This is a genomic window from Nannocystis pusilla (assembly GCF_026626665.1).
Taxonomy (GTDB): domain Bacteria; phylum Myxococcota_A; class Polyangia; order Nannocystales; family Nannocystaceae; genus Nannocystis; species Nannocystis pusilla.
This window is the reverse complement of the sequence record NZ_JAPNKE010000002.1, coordinates 5421869-5441030: the sequence shown is the minus strand read 5'-3', so window position 1 is coordinate 5441030 and position 19162 is coordinate 5421869. Positions and strand designations below refer to the sequence as shown.

Sequence of the window (19162 nt, the reverse complement as noted above, 5' to 3'; positions counted from 1 at the left end):
TTCAGGACATGTCCCGAAGAATCCCGCGCGATCACGGCTTGCGCGGCTTGCCGAACAGGCGCCCGCGCAGCAGGTTGCGCTTGACGGGGCGCTTGCCGGCGTCGTCGGGCTCTTCGCCGTCGCGGGTGATCCGCAGCTGCCCGCCGGCGACCCACACCTTTTTCAAATGCTGCAGGACCTCGTCGGACAGCTCGGCCGGCAGCTCGACGAAGGTGTGGTCTTTTTGGATGTCGATGCGGCCGATCTGCTTGCTCGTGAGCCGGGCCTCGTTGGCGATCGCGCCGACCAGGTTGCCGGGCCTCAGGCCGTTGAGGTGGCCGACCTCGACGCGATAGGCGGCCATGCCGGGCTCGGGGCCGCGGGGCGGCGGGCGCTCCTCGGGCTCGCGGCGCTCCGGCGCGAGCAGGAACGGCTCGCCCTTGCGGACCAGCTTGGCCAGGGCGGCGGCGATCTCGAGCGCCGGGATGTTGTCCTCGCGCTCGAGCTCCTCGATCGCGTTCTGGAACGGCTCGAGGCCGCCGCCGGCGATGCTGTCGCGGATCTGCTGCTTGAAGCGGGCGAGCCGGACGTCGTTGACCATCTTGACGGTCGGCAGCTCCATCGCGGTGATCGGCTGCCGGGTGGCGCGCTCGATCATCCGCAAGAGGCCGCGCTCGCGCGGGGAGACGAACAGGATCGCCTCGCCGCTGCGGCCGGCGCGGCCGGTGCGACCGATCCGGTGGACGTAGCTCTCGGGGTCGGTCGGCACGTCGTATCCATGACGTGGCTGATCCGGTCGACGTCGAGGCCGCGCGCGGCGACGTCGGTGGCGACGAGGATGTCGATCGCGCCGTCGCGCAGCATGGCGATGGTGCGCTCGCGCTGGGCCTGCGGCAGGTCGCCGTTGATCGCGGCGGCCGAGAAGCCGCGGGCCTGCAGCCGCTCGGCCAGCTCGTCGGTGGCCAGCTTGGTGCGGGCGAACACGATCATCGCGTCGAACGTCTCGGCCTCGAGGATCCGGGTCAGCGCGTCGAGCTTGTGCACGCCGCTGACGACCCAGTAACGCTGGCGGATGTTGTCGGCGGTGCGGCTCTTGCCGGCGATCGTGACCTCGACCGGCTCGCGCAGGTGCATCTGGGCGATCCGCCGGATCGGCGGCGGCAAGGTGGCCGAGAACAGCGCGGTCTGCCGCGTCGTCGGGGTGGCGCCCAGGATCGTCTCGACGTCGTCGATGAAGCCCATGCGCAACATCTCGTCGGCCTCGTCGAGCACGACGTGGCGCAGGTGCGAGAGGTCGAGCGAGCCGCGGTGGAGGTGGTCGATGATCCGCCCGGGCGTGCCGACGACGACGTGGACGCCGCGCGCGAGGGTGGCGAGCTGCGGGCCGTAGCTCTGGCCGCCGTAGATCGGCAGGATGCGGAAGCCGGGCAGGTGGGCGGCGTAGCGGTGCAGCGCCTCGGCGACCTGGATCGCCAGCTCGCGCGTGGGCGTGAGCACGAGCGCCTGCAGGATGGGCCGGCTGCGATCGAGGCGCGCGAGGATCGGCAGGGCGAAGGCGGCGGTCTTGCCGGTGCCGGTCTGAGCCTGACCGAGGAGGTCGCGCCCGGCGAGCAGGTGCGGGATGGTCTGCGACTGGATCGGCGACGGGGTCTCGTAGCCGATGTCGCGCAGCGCTCGCTGCAGCGGCTCGGGCAGGTCGAGCGCGGCGAAGCCGGTCGGCTGGGGGAGGTCTTCGTCGGCGCTCATGCGCGGGAACCTCTACCTGATAAAAAGGGCCGCGGGGCCCGCGGCGGCGTGCCGTTTTACACGCCAGCGGGTCCCCATTGGCGCGGGGATGGAGGCGGCCCGGCAGCGGCGGGTCTGCTGCGCGAGCGCAGGCCGGTCGTGCGGATGACCTCGCCGCGGCGCGCCGGCGGCCGCACGCTCGGCCGCGGCGGGGCAATGCTCGGGGCTTGTTGACCGCGACGGGTGTGAGGTCCTCGACGAGGACGGGCCCGCGTGTCCGGGCGGCGCTCTCGACGAGGATGGACCCCAGGTTGCGACCTGCGCCCTCGCCAGCGCGGCGGTGATTGTCGCCGAGGATCGCAGACGGGCAGCGCAGGTCCTTGCCGGTGCAACGGTTCGGGGCATCCTGGCGGCGGCGCGGCGAGGCCGTGACGAGGAGCCGGCGCCATGGGGTCGCTCGTACGTGTGCGGTCGCCCGCGAGTTCGTCCAGCCGCTTCGCAGCGGAGCGCGTCGGCACGTACGACGTGATCGTGATCGGCGGCAGACCCGCCGGGCTCGGCGCGGCGCTCGTGCTCGGGCGGAGCGACCGCGACGTGCTGGGGTGCGAGGAGCTGGCCGAGGGCGTCCGCCGGGGCTCGCCGGCTCCACGGGCGAAGTGAGCGTCGGGTCCGGACGATCGCCCGCGCAACTGCGGCCTGCGCCGCATTCGTGGCAGGAGGTCGATTGCCGGTCGGCGCACATCATCCATAAACGGGGCATGCAGGAAGACCGAACCATCGAGGAGCCGGCCCACGAAGCCCACACCTGGCTCGCCAACCTCGCGCGCGAGCTGTTCCAGACCGAACAATCGGCGCAGCGTCACCCTCGCCTCGAAGCCGAGCGCCTGGGCGACGTACCGCCCGCCCATTGCCTCCGGGCCATCGCAGCGCACGCGGAGTCGGCGCTGGCCGATCTGCCCCGCCTGGCCGCTCAGCACGACCTCCCCGTCAGCACGGGAGGCCGCGCGGTGGGGACGGCGTTCTCGGTGGTCCGCAACCAAGTCGCGGACATGTTCCTCAGCCTCGAGCGCTCGTATCGCGGCACCCTGCTCGGGATGCGCCACGGGGTCGATCTGATGATCCTGTTCGAACAGGTGGCCCGGCGCGACGGGGCCGTCGAATTGGCCGACTGGTGCGCCGCGTGGCTCGAGCGGCGGGTGGCCCTGCTCCAAGAAGCCGAGCAGGCGCTGGCCTGGTTCGCGGAGCACCCGGAGCGGGCGCTGGAAGCCGCGACGCATCGGCCGCTGGCTCGCGCCTTCCGCGCGACGGTGGCGGGGATCGAGCACCTGGCCGACCGCCTGCGCCAGCCGCGACAGGCGCGAGCTTCGGTCACCCGGGGCTCGGAGCAGCGGGCCGGGTAGGGCGATCCGAGGAGGGCGCGAAGCGGGCGCTGCCGCAGTGACGGCAGCGTTCGCTGCACTCGTGCGAAGCGGTCGCTGCCGCGGTGCGGCAGCGGTCGCTGCATTTTCGCGCACAGAGGCGCGATGCGGGCTCTGCTGTGATTCCGGCAGGGCTCGCTGCATTCCACACGCGAGGCGTGCTCGTGCGTGTGGGCGCTCGCCGACGCGGCGGCGCGCGGCGACGGGCGCCGCGCACCGCCGATTCAGGTCACTCCGGCTCGCAGCCGCAGCCGGTCTCGTCGAAGAAGTGGACCATGCCCTTCGGGCACGGGAACTTCATCGCCTTGCACTCCTCCGGGTCGTAGCTGACGTACTGCCGGCCGTCCTCCTGGCAAACGCCGGGGCAGTCGGCGCCGCCGTTCTGCGGGTCGCAGTCGTCGTCGGGGATGTCGACGCACTCCTGGCCCTTGGGGCAGGCGTCGCCGGCGAAGCCGCCGCAGGCGAGCGGGGCGTCCTCGCAGATGCCGATGCAGTCGGCGCCGCCGTTCTGCGGGTCGCAGTCGTCGGCCGGGTCGTCGACGCAGACCTGACCGTCGGGGCAGGGCGTGCCCGGAAAGCCGCCGCAGGCGAGCGGGGCGTCCTCGCAGATGCCGATGCAGTCGGCGCCGCCGTTCTGCGGGTCGCAGTCGTCGGCCGGGTCGTCGACGCAGACCTGACCGTCGGGGCAGGGCGTGCCCGGGAAGCCGCCGCATGGGGTCGGCGCCGGGTCCACGCAGATGCCGATGCAGTCGTTGCCGCCCTTCGAGGGGTCGCAATCGTCGCTGGGATCGTCGACGCAGACGAGGTCGCCCGGGCACTCGAGGCCCAGGAAGCCGCCGCAGGCGGTGGGCAGCTCGCCCTTCCGCGGCGTCAGATCTTCGGAATCGCAGGCCATGACGGCGCTGAGGGTGAGAGTGAGGTGGGTGAGATGCCTAAGGTATTTGCGCATGATTTCTCCGTAACCCTTCGGTGATGGAAGGGCCATGGAGGATGCGTCGCGAATCGGCCAATTGGCGCGACCAGTCCCTGCAATCGAGCGAGAGGAACGTCCGATCGATCGGGTGAAACCTCGGCGCCAGAGGCGTAAACGATCGCGCGTAGGGCCGCGATTCGCTGCAGAGACCGGCTCGCGAGATCGCGGCCCCGGGGGCAGCGGCGGCCGCAAATGGCGTCCTGGAGGCTGCGTCGGCGCAAATGCCACAAGCGTGGTCTGGAGGCAGCAGCGGGGGTCGTCCTCGCACCTGAGGGGAATTCCTCGACCGCGCCGCAAAACGCACGAGCTGTGATCGGCCGCGGCTGCACAGAGTGACCGTCGGCCATTTCGATGGGCCATTTCGATCGGGGTTATTTTTCGCTCTGGCGCGAATCCTCGACGAAGGAGGCATTGCCGACAATGGCCCCTCGGTCCCACCTCTTCACTGAGGTCGTGCGCGAACAGCGGATCGCCGGCGCACCAGGAGCAGGCTCCACGCCCGGGCCCTTGCTTCGCCGAGCCGGACACCGGCAGCAAGCCGGCTACGGCTCGCGGAGGGGCGCGGGCGCGTGGTGTCGCGCGGCGAATCGTTCACGTCGACATCGACGAGGCGCGGCTCTGGCGTTCCTGGACGAACGCGAGCTGCGGGCGCTGGCATGCCTGCTGTCAGAGGACATGCAGCGCCGGTGGTTCTCGCGCCCGGGCGGACACCAGAGCGGGGTCCCAGGCTTTTACAAGCTGGTCCCCGCCGACGTTCTCGGGTCGTGATGGCCGATGGATTTACGACGAAGCCGGACGGGCTGCGAGCATTGGCGTCGTCGACCGACGCAAGATCCTGCCATGATTCGCGCCGCGGGCAGAGCTCGCCGCGGCGGGCGTGCGGACGACCCCTGGCGGGCGGGCGGGCGATAAAATCTGTGGTCGCTCGCTGGACGCTCCCGCGAGGCGCCTCAACCTTGCCAGGGGCCGTCGAACAAGCGACGTCCTCGATTCCTGCAAGGAGATGATGCTCATGTGGATCTTCCAAGCTGCCACGACCGCGCTCCTGACGGCGCTGTTCGCCACGACCGCCGAACCCGAGGGGCCGGTGATCGACCTCGACGAGGTGGTGGTCGCCGACGAGTCCGGCGACGCGGCCCGCGAGGAGGCGTCGCTGGTGTTCTTCATCGACGACAGCGCGGGGCTCGACCTGCTCGAAGACGGGGCGGTGCGGCTGTCCGAGCGCGGCGACTTCGTGGTCATCCGCGGGCCCAGCCAGGTCGAGATCAAGGTGATGCAGGGGCAACGCGGCGGCGCGATGTCGACGAGCTACATCATCCGCCGCATCGAATACGGGACGCTCTACCGCCTGACGAACAACGAGACCGCCGGCTGGGACATCGACATCGAAGTGCGCCTCGTCAAGCCCGGGTGAGGGCCGGTCCGCTGCCGAGCGACAGCGGTGCCGCGGGCGCGGCACCGCTGCGGCGCGGGCTACTTGAAGTTCACGAAGTAGAGGAGCGTCTTGGGGCTGTTCCCGCCCCGGCCCTGCTTCATGGTCGAGTATCCGCCGTTCTGGCTGAACCAGATGTCGAAGCTGGCCGACTGCTCGGCGTCGAGATAGGCGGCGAACGACACGTCGACCTGCCAGCCCTGTCCTGCGAACAGGCTCGAGCAGGTGCCCAGGAAGCGATCTAACTCGTCGTTGCCGGCCTGCTCGGCCTGGCTCCACGCGTAATCGACGAACGCCTGGAAGCTCTGGTCGTCGGGGCCTCCGGTGGCGTTCGCCCGCAGGGTGCGGCCCGCCGCGGCGAACTTCTGGTTCTCCTCGTCCGAGAGCTGCTTCGGCTCGACTCGCTGAATCGTCGTCATGCTCTGACCCTCCCCATGCTTTCTCGTGAAAGCTGAAATGCGCCGACGATTGCGGCGAGCGCTCGCGCGCGCCGTCGTCCATCGGCGATTGCTCCGGGAAAGTAATGCCGGTTCTGCCGCGCCGTCAAGTCGGTTGGAGTAGGCCGGAAATGCGCGTTCGTGGCGCGGCCGGGCGGGCGCCCGCGGGCTTCGGGCGGGCGCCCAGAGCCCGTGCAGGGCCGGCGGCGCGGCTTCGATACCCCTGGTGTTGCGTTTGGTGTCGCGGTGATAGGAATGGGCGTCGTGTGGGTCCTGTGCGCGTTTGATTGCTGGAGCTTCCAGGGCAGCTGCGGGGCGAGAATAGAATGCACTCTGGCGAATGGATTTCGGCGGAGCTTCCGCATGGTCGCCGACGTCGAATGATGCGACCGTGAGCGGCGTAGCGTTCGCAGCGAGCAGCAGGCCGGAGCGCATGCGACATTCGCTCCGCTCACCCGCGGGGTCGGTTGGCCGCGCGGAAGAAGTCGAGGAAGCAGCGCAGCTTGACCGGCATGTGGGCGCGGTTCGGATAGTAGAACGAGAAGCCGGGGAACTCGGCGCCGTGGCTCTGCAGCACGCGCACGAGCTGCTTGCCGGCCAGCGGCGCGCGGACCAGGCCGGCGAACACCTGGGCCAGGCCGAGGCCGGCGATCGCGGCGTCGACGATCGCCAGCATGTCGTTCAAGACCACGCGGCCGTCGACGTCGAGCTCGACGTCGTCGTCGCCGTCGCCGAGCCACCAGCGCTGGAGCCGCCCGCTGGTGACGAAGCGCAGGCGGATGCAGTCGTGGCCCTGCAGGTCGCGCGGGGCGGTCGGCCGCGGGTGACGGGCGAAGTAGTCGGGGGCGCCGACGATGACCAGCCGCTGCGGGCCGCCGAGCGGGGCGGTGATCATGTCGCGCGGGATGGCCTCGCCGAGGCGCACGCCGACGTCGAAGCCCTCGCCGACGACCTCGCTGAGGCCGTCGCTGAGGCCGAACTCGAGGCGGATGTGCGGGTGTTCGCGGGCGAAGCGGGCCAGGTGCGGGGCGATGAACAGGGCGTAGGTGACCCGCGACAGGGCGACCCGGACGAGCCCGCGCGGGGCGTCGCCCTCGCCCTCGAGCGACTCGCAGGCCTCGGCGAGCTGCGCGAGGCCGGGACCGACGCCGGCGAGGAAGCGCGCGCCGGCGTCGGTCGGGCCGACGCTGCGGGTGGTGCGGCGCAGCAGGAGGACGCCGAGGTGCCGCTCCAGCTTGCGCACGGTCTGCGACAGCGCCGAGGTCGAGACCCCGAGCTCGGCGGCGGCGCGGGTGAAGCTGCAGTGGCGAGCGACGCACTCGAAGGCGGCGATCGCCGGCAAGTCGGCCGGGCGGATTGTGAAGCGTCGATTCACAGTCCTGGAATGTTAAGCCCATTTTTCTTCACGCGGGAAGGGGCCACATTGCTCTTCACAAGGCGGCCAACGAGGCGCCCGCACGGGGCGGACGCCGGCCGGACGAGGAGAGAGACATGGCGAAAGTTTGGTTCATCACTGGGGCTTCGCGGGGACTCGGGCTGGAGATCGCCGAGGCGGTGCTGGCGGCCGGCGACATCGTGGTGGCGGCGGTGCGCGACCCGGAGCGGGCGACGGCGGCGACCGGCGAGCACCCGCGGCGGATGTTCGTGCGGCTCGACGTGCGCGACGAGGCGCAGGCGCACGCGGCGGCGGCGGCGGCGATCGAGCGCTTCGGTCGCATCGACGTGCTGGTCAACAACGCCGGCTACGGGCTGCTGGGGGCGATCGAGGAGGGCTCGGCCGAGGAGGTCGAGGCGCTGTTCGGCACCAACGTGTTCGGCCTGCTGGCGGTGATCCGCGCAGTGCTGCCGCACATGCGACGCCAGCGCGCGGGCCACGTGCTCAACATGTCGTCGCTCGGCGGCTACGCGTCGGGCCAGGGCTGGGGCCTGTACTGCGCGAGCAAGTTCGCGGTCGAGGCGATCACCGAGGCGCTGGCGCAGGAGCTGCAGCCGCTGGGGATCCACGCGACCGTGATCGAGCCGGGCTTCTTCCGCACGGAGTTCCTGGCCGGCGGCTCGCTCGGCCGGGTGCGGCGCGAGATCGCCGATTACGCGGCGACAGTCGGCGCAGTGCGCGAGTTCGCCGACGGCCACGACGGCGCGCAGCCGGGCGACCCGAAGCAGCTGGCGCAGGTGATCCTGAAGGTGGTGGCGGCCGAGCGCCCGCCCGTGCGCGTGCCGATCGGCGCCGACGCGTTCGCCCGCGTCGAGGCCAAGAACGCGGCGGTGGCGGCCGAGCTGGCCGCGTGGCGCGAGGTCGCGGCGGTGCGAGGCTTCGCCGGGTGAAAGGCCACGCGCACGACGGGCCCGACCGATCGTCGGGCCCGTCGTCGACGGCGCTGCGGAGCACCGGGCGAATGGTTGGCCGCGCGCTGCGGGGTGTGCAGATGAGATGTCCCGAAGGACATGTCCAAGCGGAGGCCGCGGGCGCGTCGAGGTTCGGCTCACTCGACCTGTGGGAACCCGCAGCAGGCCTCGGCCTTGTCGGCGAGCGTCGCGAGGGCGAGGCAGGCGGCCTCGGCCTGGCATTCGCCGACCTGCACGCCGTCCTCGAAGCACTGGCAGGTCTCGGTGTCGCAGGTCATCTCGAAGGTCGGCTCGAGCGGACACTCTTGCATCCACTGGCACGACGAGCCGTCCATTTGGCCGCCGGCGCCGGTCCCACAGCCGCCGGCGCACTCCGCCTGCTGGCCGACCTCCGCGTCGCACGCGGAGGGCTGGCCGTCGTTCAGGGCCGCGAGCTCCTCGCAGGTCAGGCCCGCCTTGCACTCGAGCCCCGCGATCCAGGCCGTGTGGCACTTGCCCTCGAAGAACGCCAGGTCCGCCGCGCAGTCCGCCAAGCAGGCCTCGAGCGAGGTCGGCTCGTCCTGCTCACAGGCGATGCTGTGGGCGCAGAAGGCCTCGCACGGGCCCGCGGGCGGCGCTTCGCCGGTGGCCGTGGCGTCGGTGGTGGAGGTCGCCTCGTCGGTCGTCGAAGTGGCCGGGGTCTCGCCCGAGCTCGATTCGGGGGCCGCGCTCGAGGTCGGCTCCGAGGCCCCGGCGCTGGTGGTCGAGCCGGACTCGCCTTCGCTGCCCGACGAGCCGTCGGTGCTCGGGTCGTCGCTGGTCACGAAGCTGGTCTCGTTCTTCTCCATGCCGCAAGCGATCAGGAGGGTGAAGGCGAGGCTGCATACATTTTTATTAAGTGACATCATGGTTCCTCGATAGCGAGGCTATCACTGGCGAATGGCCGCTCTACGGACCGCAATCGGAACTGATCCGACATCGTGTTCGTCCGTGTCGTCGGCGAGCTCGGGCGCGCGAGGCCGCTATTGCGGAGGCGGCGCGAGCCCGCGTGCAGCGAACGGGATCAGGCGCACCCGGCCGACCGCCCGGGCGGTGGTGTCGAGGACGACCAGCACGCTGCCGTCGCCGGCGGCCAGGCGAGCGCCGGGGTTCGGCAAGCCGCCGGCCAGGTGGCTGCAAAGGCCGCCGATGGTGTTGACATTGTCGGGCTCCTCGAGGCCGAGCGCGAGCTCGCGATTGACGTCGCGGATCGGGGTCCGGCCCTGGACCACGGCCGTGCCGTCGTCCTGGCGGACGATCGGCTCGCGCGGCTCCTCGTGCTCGCTGTAGACGTCGCCGACGAGCTCCTCCATGAGGTCCTCGAAGGTGACCATGCCGGCCAGCGCGCCGTGCTCGTCGACCGCGATCGCCAGCCGCGCGTGCTCGCGGCGCATGAACTGGAGGACCTCGATCGCCGGCACCGTCTCCGGGAACATCTTGACCGGCCGCAGCAGCGACTCCAGCTCGACCGACTGCGCCTCCCAGGTGCGGGCGAGGATGTCCTTGGCGCTGACGTACCCGACGATGTCGTCCGGGCCCGGGTCGTACACGAGGGTGCGCGAGCGCCGGGCCGCGAGGATGGTCCGCCGCTGCTGTTCGGGCGCCGCCCGCAGCGAGACTGCGTCGATGCGGTTGCGCGGAATCATCACGGTCCCGAGCGGCAAGCGATCGAAGCCGAGGGCGCGGGTGGCCAGCTCGCCGGCCTCCTCGTCGACCTCGCCGGCCTCGGCCGCCTCCTCGACCATCTGCTGCAGCTCTTCCTTGGAGATCCGCGTCTCCATGAAGTCGGTGCGGTCGGAGAAGGGCCGCAGGATGAGGTTCGAGCTGGCGGTCAGCAGCCAGACGACGGGCCGGGCGGCGCGCGACAGCAGGTGCAGCGGTCGCGCGATCAAGAGGGCGTAACCCTCGCCCCAGCGCAGGGCGAGCGACTTGGGCACGAGCTCGCCGAGCACGAGGCTCAGATAGGAGACGCCGACCACGACCGTGGCGAGGGCGAGCTCGGGCGCGCTGCCCTCGACGCCGGGAATGCGGCGCAAGACCGGCTCGAGCTGGCGGGCGAGGTCGGCGCCGCCGACCGCGGCTGCCGTGGTGCCGACGACGGTGATGCCGACCTGCACCGTGGCGAGGAACCGCTCCGGCTCGGCCCGCAGCTCGACGACCGCCTGGGCGGAGTGCCGACCCTCGTCCACGAGCTGCCGCAAGCGCGAGGGTCGCAACGAGACGACCGCGATCTCGGCGGCCGCGAACACGCCGTTGGCGAGGACGAGCAGCAGGATGAGAGCGAGCTCGACGAGGATGGCGACGACACCTCCGCCCGTGCTGTTAGCACAATGTGTAGAGCGTGCCCGGCGGCGGCCTCAGGCTGATGGCTCGCTGCCAGGGAATTCCCGGCGCCCAGTGCCCGGCCGCCTCGGCCGGGTCTTGTATTTCATGTCATCAGAATGACATGTCCCGAGGGGCATGCTGTGATGGCGGCGGTGATGAGCCGGTCGCTGCCGGGGACAGACTCGAGCGCGTCGGCCCCGGGCCGCGATCATTGGGGGTCGGAAGATTCCGACACGGACTCTCCGGCCTGGGGTCACGTCGATACGACATGCCCCGAGGGACATGTTTTTGGCGATGCATCGGCCTCCTGGATGTCGCCCCCGCCCGGGCGCCGGAATCATCAGGGGCCGGAGGACGGGACCCGGCGTCCTCTCGCAGGCCACGGCGAGCCTTCGGCAGAGGTCGCGGCCGGTCGGGCACGATTCCGTCGCGCCTCGTCCCGAGACCTGCCTCACCCGCTCGCGCAGGCGACGGGCTGCGCCGGTGAAGCGGCGCGGCGACAATGGCCGCGAGGACGAGGACGCCGAGATGCTGCAGATCGCCGCGCTAGCCATCGCCACCGGCCTGGTGGAGCCGCCCACGTGGGTGTTTTTCCGCGACAAGCAGGTCGAGGGGGCCGACCTCGAGGCGGCGCTGGTGCGGCAGGAGCGGGAGCTCGCGCCGCGGGCCCTGCGGCGGCGGGCGCGGGTCCGGGGCGATCGGGGCGTCGATGTCCGCGATGTCCCGCCGGCCCCGGACTATGTGCAATCGGTCGCGGCCGCCGGCGTCCGGATTCGTACCACCTCGCGCTGGCTCAATGCGGTGAGCGTCGACGCCGACGCCGCTCAGCGGGCCGCGATCGCTCGCCTGCCGTTCGTCGCCGGCGTGCGGCCGGTGGCGCGGACGCGGCGTCACGAGCACCCCTTGCCGGTGACGGAGGAGACGCCGAGCTCGCGCGCCAAGGGCCTGTCCTGGCCGCACCTGTCGGCGCTGCACGTCCCGGAGCTCCACGAATGCGGCCTGACCGGCGCGGGCGTGGTCGTCGGCGTGCAGGACACCGGGTTCGTGCTGAAGCACCAGGCGTTCGCCGGGGTGCAGGTGATCGCGGCCCGCGACTTCGTGCAGGGCGACGACGTGGTCGCCGACGAGGCGGGCGACACGCCCGGGCAGCAGCACCACGGGACCGGCGTGCTGTCGCTGATCGTCGCCGCCGACGGGGAGGTGTTCTCGGGCGTCGCGCCCGGCGTGGCGGTGATCCTGGCCAAGACCGAGAGCATCGACGTCGAGGAGCCGTACGAGGAGGATTATTACGTGGCCGGCCTCGAGTGGATCGAGGGCATGGGGGCCGACATCTTCACCGCGTCGCTCGGCTACTCCGACTGGTACGAGCCGCAGCAGCTCGACGGCAAGACGGCGGTCGTGTCGCAGGCCGCGACGGTGGCGGTCGCCAACGGGCTCATCATGTTCGCGGCGATCGGCAACGGCGGCCCGGATCCGAAGACCCTCGACGCGCCGGCGGACGTCGACGGCGTCATCGCCGTCGGCGCCACCGACTTCGACGGGGTGGTCACGCCGTTCTCGTCGCGCGGGCCGACGGCCGACGACCGGATCAAGCCCGACCTGGTGGCGCCGGGGCAGGACGTGTACATGGCCCGATCCGACAGCCTGGTCGCCTACGAGGCGTCGCAGGGCACGAGCCTGTCGACGCCGCTGGTCGCCGGCGTCGCCGCGCTGCTGCTGGAGGCCTACCCCGAGCTGGATCCGCCCGGCATGCTGGCGCTGCTGCGCGACCGCGACGCAGCCCGACGCGCCCGACAACGAGCTCGGCTGGGGCTTCGTCGATGGCCTCGCGGCGGCGGGCCTGCGCTGCACCTGCGTCGACGGCGACGGCGACGGCCACTACGCGGCCGCCTGCGGCGGGGACGACTGCGACGACGAGGACTCCGCGAGCCATCCCGGGGCGTCCGAATCGTGCGACGGGCGCGACAACGACTGCGACGCGGCGCTGCCGGCCGACGAGGTCGACGGGGACGGCGACGGGGTCCGCGTGTGCGCCGGCGATTGCGATGACGGCGACCCGGCGCGCTGGCCGGGCGCGGAGGAGCTGCCCGACGATTGCATCGACAACGACTGCGACGGCGAGGGCGACCCGGCGTGCGCACCGACGACCGGCGCGGGCAGCAGCAGCGGCGAGACGGGCGAGGCTCCGACCGGCACTTCGAGTGAGGGCACGAGCGAGGGCAGCACCTCGGCGGCGGCGACGAGCACGGGCGATGGGGCCAGCGACAGCGGCGCGCCGGCCTCCGGCGACGACGGCTGCGGCTGCGCGACCGAGAGCGACGCGCGGTCGGCCTGGCTGCTGCTGCTGCTCGCGGCCCTGCCGCGCCGGCGGTCTCGTCCATAGCGCGACTCGCAACGGCCCGCCGACGGGGTCATGCCCGGCGTCGAACCATGCGTCGGGCGCGTCGCCGGGCGGGCCGAACTCGTAGCGCGGCAATGGTGAGACACCGCGTGCGAGCGCCATGGCGCCGGGGTTCGAGACGGAGGTGATGGCGTGAAATCGATATGGCGCTGCGATCTGCCGCCCCGAGAGGTACGAATCGGGGAACTGGTCGAGCGCAAGTTGCGACGGCGGGCTGAAAGCGCGTCTGTCTCGAAGACCAGGTGAAGCTCGGCCAAGCTGCGCGTGTTCGTCGAATGGGTCGAGGCGCTGGTCCCCGCCGCCCTGGAAATTTTTCCACGCGTTTTTTCCGTTTAAAAATGTCCGTAATGCAGCGGTCGCCGGACGCGCGGCGAGGCTCGCCCGCAGAGTCTGCCCGCGCTCGCAAACACCGCGCGCGCGACTTGCGAGCGTCGGCCTGACCGATCGGTCCGCTCTGCCCTCGACCGTGAGCTCCGGCCCCGCTACCCTCGGCGGGTGGAGCTGCACGTCCCCGCCCGACCCGCGCCCTTCCGCTTCCGACCCCGCGCAGCCGCCCTGCTCGTGATCGACATGCAGGGCGATTTCCTGCTGCCCGGGGGCTTCGGCGAGGCGCTCGGCAACGACGTGGGCGAGCTGCAGCGGACGATCGCCCCGACCCGCGCGGTCCTCGACGCCGCGCGCGCGGCGGGCCTCCTCGTCGTGCACACGCGCGAGGGCCACCGGCCCGACCTCAGCGACTGTCCGCCGGCCAAGCGCGCGCACGGCCGCTCGGGCCTGCGGATCGGCGAACCCGGGCCGCGCGGGCGGATCCTCGTGCGCGGCGAGGCCGGCTGGGACATCGTGCCCGAGCTCGCGCCGGGGCCCGGCGAGCCGGTGATCGACAAGCCCGGCAAGGGGGCCTTTCACGCCACCGACCTCGAGGCCGTCCTGCGCAACCACGGGATCGAGGCGCTCTTCGTCGCCGGCGTGACCACCGAGGTGTGCGTGCAGAGCACCGTGCGCGAGGCCAACGACCGCGGCTTTCGCTGCCTCGTGCTCGCCGACTGCGTCGCCTCCTACTTCCCCGAGTATCACCGCGTCACCCTCGACATGATCGCGGCCCAGGGCGGCATCGCCGGCTCGGTCGGGACCTCGGCCGACGTCATCGCCGCGCTCGCGAGCGCCCCGGAGACCGTCGAGCGGCCGGTGCTGCGCTTCTACGAGGAGGCGCTCAACGCCGGCCGCGAGGAGGCTTTTACGGAGTTGCTCGCGCCCGACGTCGCGTACTTCAATCCGGCGACCGGCACCGCGCGCGGGCCCGAGGGCGTGCTCGCGGCGATCCGGGGCCTGCGCGCCGCGTTCCCCGACCTGCGCTACACGGTCGAGGAGCTGATCGCCGAGGGCGACCGCGTCGCCGCGCGCTTCACCCTCCGCGGCACGCACCGCGGCCCCTTCCGCGGGCGGGCCGCCACCGGTCGGACCGTCGAGATCGGCGGCAGCACGCACTACCGCGTCGCCGGCGGCAAGCTCACCGAGGTCCGCGTGTTCGCCGACTTCCTCGGCCTGCTGCGACAGATCGGCGTCGACTAGTGAACATGTCTCTCAGGACATGTGATTCGGGCCGTCATGGTGGGTCGGGCAGGCCGAGCTCGAGCTGCGCGCGCAGGCTGTCGGCGTCGAAGGCGGTCTGCCACGCTCTCGACCGCGGCGTCGAAGGCCCATCGCTGAGGCTAATGCTGATAAAGGTGATTAGAGATCCCTTTGCGGTTACGGATGATAAAAAAGGCGCGTCGTTGATCGTTCTTGAAGTCGTGTAACCCGCCGCGCGGCTCCTGGCTCGTTGGCCACCGGCGAAGAGCGTGTCCAGCCCCGACGGGGGTAGGAGATTACATCAGCGCTCCATGGCGTCTGGAGAACGAGGGTGCCTGTTTATCGAAAAATCCACCTATTCGATAATTACAATTTTAGCCGGCTCCTTCGCTATCATCGTAGCTGGCGCCAATCCTTGACGACTCCAAAACAGAGCATCGGTACTGCTTACGCCGGCTGCGCGCATTCTGCGCGTTACCGACTTTCGGGCGGCAACGACGACCTTCGACTCTGTAGGCGACGGGAAATTTTTCCACAATGTTTTCCCCCACGCGATCGCCTCGCGGACACGAAGCAATCCCGTGCCTCGATGATTGTACTTTCGTGCATACAGGTAAGGAAGAATAAGGCCGACGTCTTCGCCGCGAAGCGATATTTCATTGCCGTGATTTCGAACCGCAATTGTAGGGCTATCAGCATAGCGCGCCCAAACGATTTCAGTAGCATCGTCTGCTAAATCGAATAGTGCGCGAGGGCTGGAAGGTGCGTCCATGAATGGCGGAATCTTCTCGAGTAGCGTTGGGAAATCGGAAATTCGATCAACCGCATCCTCCTTTGTCGCACCGACCACGAATTCACGCCAATCATCGTCTGGGATTAAACGGCGATTTGGTATCGGCTCTTTCCCTGTTCGTGCCCATGCCACGACTCGTCCGAGAGAATAGATGTCTGCGCGCGTGTCTACAAGATGAGGATCCTCCCACATCTCCGGTGCGGCGAATCCCGGTGTACCTAGAAATTCTCCTGGACGAGACCGCGCTACTGTGGTCATGCCTAATGGTCGGCGCACACAGCCCCAGTCACCCAGTACCCAAGAATGACGATCTCCCGTCATCAATCTGAATATGTTTCTTGGAGTGATGTCGCGGTGAATGTATCCTTGTCCATGTGCATGTCGAAGTGCCTCACAACATGCCCGCGTGATCTCAACCAGTAAAGACCTAGAAATGTCGCTGAATTTGAATTGGCTGAGCACCGAAACTGCCACGGGCATGGTATACCAATGATAGTTTTCCTGATCAAAGTCTTTGATGGGCATGATGTGATGATGTCGCAAGCTGGTTTGAACTTCGATCTCGCGGCGCATTCGCGCCACAGAGTCTTCGTCAATCTCTCGAAGGCGTTTGAGAGCGACCCTCTCCTTCGTTGAGCGATGAGTTGCGGCGAATACCTCGGCTTGGCCACCCTTTCCAAGGTGTCTGGCTTCCAGCACATATAGGTCCTTGTACGTTCCTTTCATCACCATCTCCACCCGTGTCCTTTGTCGTTCCACTAACCCATCACGCATGAATGATCACATGTGGGAGTCTGTCCTGGAACTTCGAAGCTCCTGTGACCGGTTCGACCACCATGGCCATCCGCAGAGGCCGGTAGGGTCCACCGAACACGAACCCCCGAGACGAGGTTCTCCGGCACCCTTCGAGGCAACGCGTGAGGACCTGTCAAATGCCTGCGTCATTCTTCGGGCAGTGTACACCATCTCATGAAACCAAGGCCTAACACCGCTGCCTCACTTGGCCAAGTCCGCGCACGTCGCTGACTGCGACGGCGGCCAGGCGGAAGATCGAAAAGGCTCATCGGGACGGTCTGTGATTTCGGTGACCTCAGCGCTAACCCCGCTCGATGGCGCCCCTGTGAGTGTTGATGCTCCCCCCGTACCGAGCGACGATTCGCTTTTAGTGACGGCAGACTGTGGTGCCACCCTTCGGTAGGGAGCCACGGGCGCGTTATCTAAAACAGCCCGTGCGTCACGGCGGGTCGGGCAGGCCGAGCTCGAGCTGCGCGCGCAGGCTGTCGGCGTCGAAGGCGGTCTGCCACACCTCGTTGACCGCGCTCGCCAGGACCGCGGCGCTCGGCTGCAACTGATTGAGCTCGGCGACGAGCGCCTGCAGCCGCGGGTCGGCGAGCTCGCGCAGGCGCGGGAGGATCCACGCGACGTCCTTGCCCGCCTTCTGCTCGGCGAGGACGAGCTGGAGGTGGAGGACCAGCGACGGCCCGCTCGTCACCGAGTACACGTTCGCGGCCTCGGGCGGCGCGAGCTGGAGGGCCAGGGCGGCGTAGGTGTAGATGAGCACGCTCGGGACCAGACCCTCGCCGGCGAACGGGCCGTGGGTCATCGTCGCGGTCTCGAGGTCGAGCGCGGCGGCGCGCGGCCAGTAGATCGGCTCGACGTTGGCGCACGCGGCCGCGAGGCCCTGGGTCTGCGCGATCGGGATGATGGCATCCCACGCGTCGTGCGGCAGGATGACGGTGCCCGGCAGGCCCGGACACAGGCCGGCGTGGGTGTACGGTTCGGCGGACGCGCCCGCGGGCGGGCTGCCGAGCGTCGGCGTCGCGCGCCGCCAGTACGGCGAATAGAAGCCGGTCACCATGGCGGGATTGTTCGATTGCGACAGGAAGGTGTCGGTCGACCAGGTCCACAGCTGGGTGAAGTCGGAGGGCGCGGAGATCGGCACGACCACCCGCGGGGCGGCGTCCGGCGGGGCCTGGCTGGCGCCGAACAGCGCCATCATCCCGCCCCAGCTCGAGCCGAATGCGCCGATCCGCTCGAGGTCGATCTCGTCGGGTCGCGTGCGCACGAACGCGTAGGGGGCGACGGCGTCGAGGGCGTCGTCGGCGAGAGTGCCGCCGGCGTAGAAGCGGCCGTAGGCGTGGATCGCCGCGAAGCCGTTGAACGCCCACACGTTGTTCGCGCCGACCGCCTCGGCGGGGTCCTGCAGCTCGTAGGCGATCTGGTCGGCGTCATTGTAATCGGGGGCGTCGACGTCGGGGTGGCTGCCGGCGCCCTGCTGCGCCCAGCGCTCGTCGACCTCCTCGCCGGTCCAGTCGATGCCGGCGTAGGGCTGGGTCTGGATGACGAGCGGCGCCTTGGCGGCGGGGGCGTGCTGGTAGAGCAGGAAGGAGCGCCCGCCGTCCGGCCGATCGGCGCGGATGAACTCGACCAGGACTTCGGTGTTGTTGAGCGGGAAGGTCTGCTCGGCGAGGATGACGAACTGCCACTCGCCGGCGGCGCCGGTGTCGCTGGTGTCGCTGGTGGAGGCGTCGGTGGTGGCGTCGCTCGTCGTGGGGGCGGTGGTCGTGGGGGCCGTGCTCGTGGCTTCGCCCGTCGACGCGCTCGTGGTCCCGTCGCTCTCGGTCGTCGCCGGGTCGCTCCCGCAGGCCGCGAGGGCCACGGCGAGGAGGAAACGCGCGCGACGCGGGGCGAGCGAAATGCGGGCAGGACGCTGCATGACGCCGACTCTAGCGGCTTCGTGGTCGAGTGTCACCGCGGCGACGTCCACATGAGGGTCGGCATGGATGTCGATACGACGTGCGCCCGCGTTCGCCGGGGACGAAGGCGCGCTCGCATCGACATTCGCGGGATCGTCGGTCCGCTCGCCCGCCTCGACGGGTGATGATTGTTCTCGCCGTCCGTGCCGCTGGCGATCGGGCCGTGGTCGGCTGCTCCTCGCTCGAGCCGTCGGGAGGGACGCGAGCGCGGCCGCGATCCCCGTTGCAGCGAGGTCGCTCGACTTCGAGGCGCACCGACCTCGGCCAGGGGCCGAGGCTCGGCCGGGACCGGTGGTCGGGGGACACCGGACCGAGGCCGACGGGGTGCAGCGCCGAGACCGCTGTTTTCACAGGGAAATTTCAAAAGGGGCCGCGCCACGAAAAAAGTTCGGCGCGTGTCGATCGGGCCGGGCGCCGTTCGTCGCGTGTATGAACCAACCACCCGGCGCCCGCGGGGCGCTCAGCGAAAGGGACAAGGCGATGAAGGTCATGGTGATCGTGAAGGCCTCGAAGAACAGCGAAGCGGGCGTCATGCCGAGCGAGACGCTGATGGCCGAGATGGGCAAGTTCAACGAGGAGCTGGTCAAGGCGGGGGTCATGCTCGCGGGCGACGGGCTCCACCCGAGCGTGAAGGGCAAGCGGATCCAGTTCTCGGGCAGCAAGCGCACGGTCGTCGACGGTCCGTTCGCCGAGACGAAGGAGCTGATCGCGGGCTACTGGATCTGGCAGGTCCGCTCGATGGACGAGGCGGTCGAGTGGGCGCGCCGCTGCCCCGCGCCGATGCCGGGCGAGGAGTCCGAGCTCGAGATCCGCCCGATCTTCGAGGCGGAAGACTTCGGCGCCGAGTTCACGCCGGAGCTCCGCGCGCAGGAGGACCGCCTCCGCGCCGAGCTCGAGCAGCGGCAGAAGTCGTAGGCGAGCCCGCATTTGTGGGTGTGCCAAGGGACATGTCGCCATGGACATGTCCCTTGGTCTGTGTCAATGCGGTCG

Annotated in this window: 14 protein-coding genes and 4 pseudogenes; 10 read left to right on the top strand and 8 right to left on the bottom strand. The window is 70.1% G+C overall.

Going from position 1 to position 19162, the window contains the following annotated elements; all coding sequences use genetic code 11:
• Positions 1-31 precede the first annotated feature (31 nt).
• Positions 32-1725, bottom strand: a pseudogene (locus OV079_RS58480) (DEAD/DEAH box helicase).
• Between the two features lie 426 nt (positions 1726-2151).
• Between OV079_RS58480 and OV079_RS24160 the strand changes: the two are divergent.
• Together OV079_RS24160 and OV079_RS24155 are read left to right on the top strand one after the other, a co-directional pair.
• Positions 2152-2364 (top strand): hypothetical protein, encoded by a 213-nt coding sequence (locus tag OV079_RS24160; RefSeq protein WP_267771201.1) that lies wholly within the window; start codon positions 2152-2154, stop codon positions 2362-2364.
• Between the two features lie 98 nt (positions 2365-2462).
• A complete protein-coding gene (locus tag OV079_RS24155) occupies positions 2463-3104 on the top strand; it encodes a hypothetical protein (protein ID WP_267771200.1) in 642 nt (213 codons plus the stop codon).
• A 247-nt stretch (positions 3105-3351) separates the two neighbouring features.
• Here OV079_RS24155 and OV079_RS24150 read toward each other — a convergent pair whose 3' ends face one another.
• Positions 3352-4071 (bottom strand): hypothetical protein, encoded by a 720-nt coding sequence (locus OV079_RS24150; RefSeq protein ID WP_267771199.1) that lies wholly within the window; start codon positions 4069-4071, stop codon positions 3352-3354.
• A 1036-nt stretch (positions 4072-5107) separates the two neighbouring features.
• Between OV079_RS24150 and OV079_RS24145 the strand changes: the two genes are divergently transcribed.
• Positions 5108-5509 (top strand): hypothetical protein, encoded by a 402-nt coding sequence (locus OV079_RS24145; protein ID WP_267771198.1) that lies wholly within the window; start codon positions 5108-5110, stop codon positions 5507-5509.
• Between the two features lie 59 nt (positions 5510-5568).
• Here the strand turns inward: OV079_RS24145 and OV079_RS24140 are convergent, their stop codons facing one another.
• Positions 5569-5946 carry a hypothetical protein gene (locus OV079_RS24140; protein WP_267771197.1) on the bottom strand — a complete coding sequence of 126 codons (378 nt, stop codon included), beginning with the start codon at positions 5944-5946 and terminating at the stop codon, positions 5569-5571.
• Positions 5947-6415: 469 nt separating this feature from the next.
• Complete coding sequence (locus OV079_RS24135) at positions 6416-7339, bottom strand: LysR family transcriptional regulator (protein ID WP_267771196.1); 924 nt, start codon at positions 7337-7339, stop codon at positions 6416-6418.
• A gap of 116 nt (positions 7340-7455) precedes the next feature.
• Here OV079_RS24135 and OV079_RS24130 point away from each other — a divergent pair, with 116 nt between their 5' ends.
• On the top strand, positions 7456-8289 hold the full coding sequence (locus OV079_RS24130) for an oxidoreductase (protein WP_267771195.1): 834 nt from the start codon (positions 7456-7458) through the stop codon (positions 8287-8289).
• 158 nt (positions 8290-8447) lie between these two features.
• Here the strand turns inward: OV079_RS24130 and OV079_RS24125 are convergent, their stop codons facing one another.
• Complete coding sequence (locus OV079_RS24125; protein WP_267771194.1) at positions 8448-9197, bottom strand: hypothetical protein; 750 nt, start codon at positions 9195-9197, stop codon at positions 8448-8450.
• Between the two features lie 114 nt (positions 9198-9311).
• Entirely contained in the window at positions 9312-10598 is a 1287-nt protein-coding gene (locus OV079_RS24120) for a hemolysin family protein (protein ID WP_267778628.1), read from the bottom strand.
• A gap of 337 nt (positions 10599-10935) precedes the next feature.
• Between OV079_RS24120 and OV079_RS24115 the strand changes: the two are divergent.
• From OV079_RS24115 to OV079_RS58465, 5 genes and pseudogenes are all read left to right on the top strand, one after another.
• A pseudogene (locus tag OV079_RS24115) lies at positions 10936-12408 on the top strand (S8 family serine peptidase); the annotation flags it as partial.
• Positions 12392-12598, top strand: a pseudogene (locus OV079_RS58475) (hypothetical protein); the annotation flags it as partial. The pseudogenes OV079_RS24115 and OV079_RS58475, both read left to right, overlap by 17 nt.
• A gap of 81 nt (positions 12599-12679) precedes the next feature.
• Positions 12680-13036: a putative metal-binding motif-containing protein gene (locus OV079_RS24110; RefSeq protein WP_267771192.1), complete on the top strand. Its 357-nt coding sequence runs from the start codon at positions 12680-12682 to the stop codon at positions 13034-13036.
• A gap of 513 nt (positions 13037-13549) precedes the next feature.
• A pseudogene (locus OV079_RS58470) lies at positions 13550-14218 on the top strand (cysteine hydrolase family protein); the annotation flags it as partial.
• Positions 14219-14239: 21 nt separating this feature from the next.
• Entirely contained in the window at positions 14240-14623 is a 384-nt protein-coding gene (locus OV079_RS58465; protein ID WP_420829536.1) for an ester cyclase, read from the top strand.
• A 355-nt stretch (positions 14624-14978) separates the two neighbouring features.
• Here OV079_RS58465 and OV079_RS24100 read toward each other — a convergent pair whose 3' ends face one another.
• Together OV079_RS24100 and OV079_RS24095 are read right to left on the bottom strand one after the other, a co-directional pair.
• Complete coding sequence (locus OV079_RS24100) at positions 14979-16148, bottom strand: protein kinase domain-containing protein (RefSeq protein WP_267778627.1); 1170 nt, start codon at positions 16146-16148, stop codon at positions 14979-14981.
• A gap of 502 nt (positions 16149-16650) precedes the next feature.
• A complete protein-coding gene (locus tag OV079_RS24095) occupies positions 16651-18075 on the bottom strand; it encodes an alpha/beta hydrolase family protein (protein ID WP_267771188.1) in 1425 nt (474 codons plus the stop codon).
• A gap of 577 nt (positions 18076-18652) precedes the next feature.
• On the opposite strand from OV079_RS24095, the gene OV079_RS24090 reads away from it, so the two are divergent.
• Positions 18653-19087: a YciI family protein gene (locus OV079_RS24090; RefSeq protein ID WP_267778626.1), complete on the top strand. Its 435-nt coding sequence runs from the start codon at positions 18653-18655 to the stop codon at positions 19085-19087.
• Positions 19088-19162 lie beyond the last annotated feature (75 nt).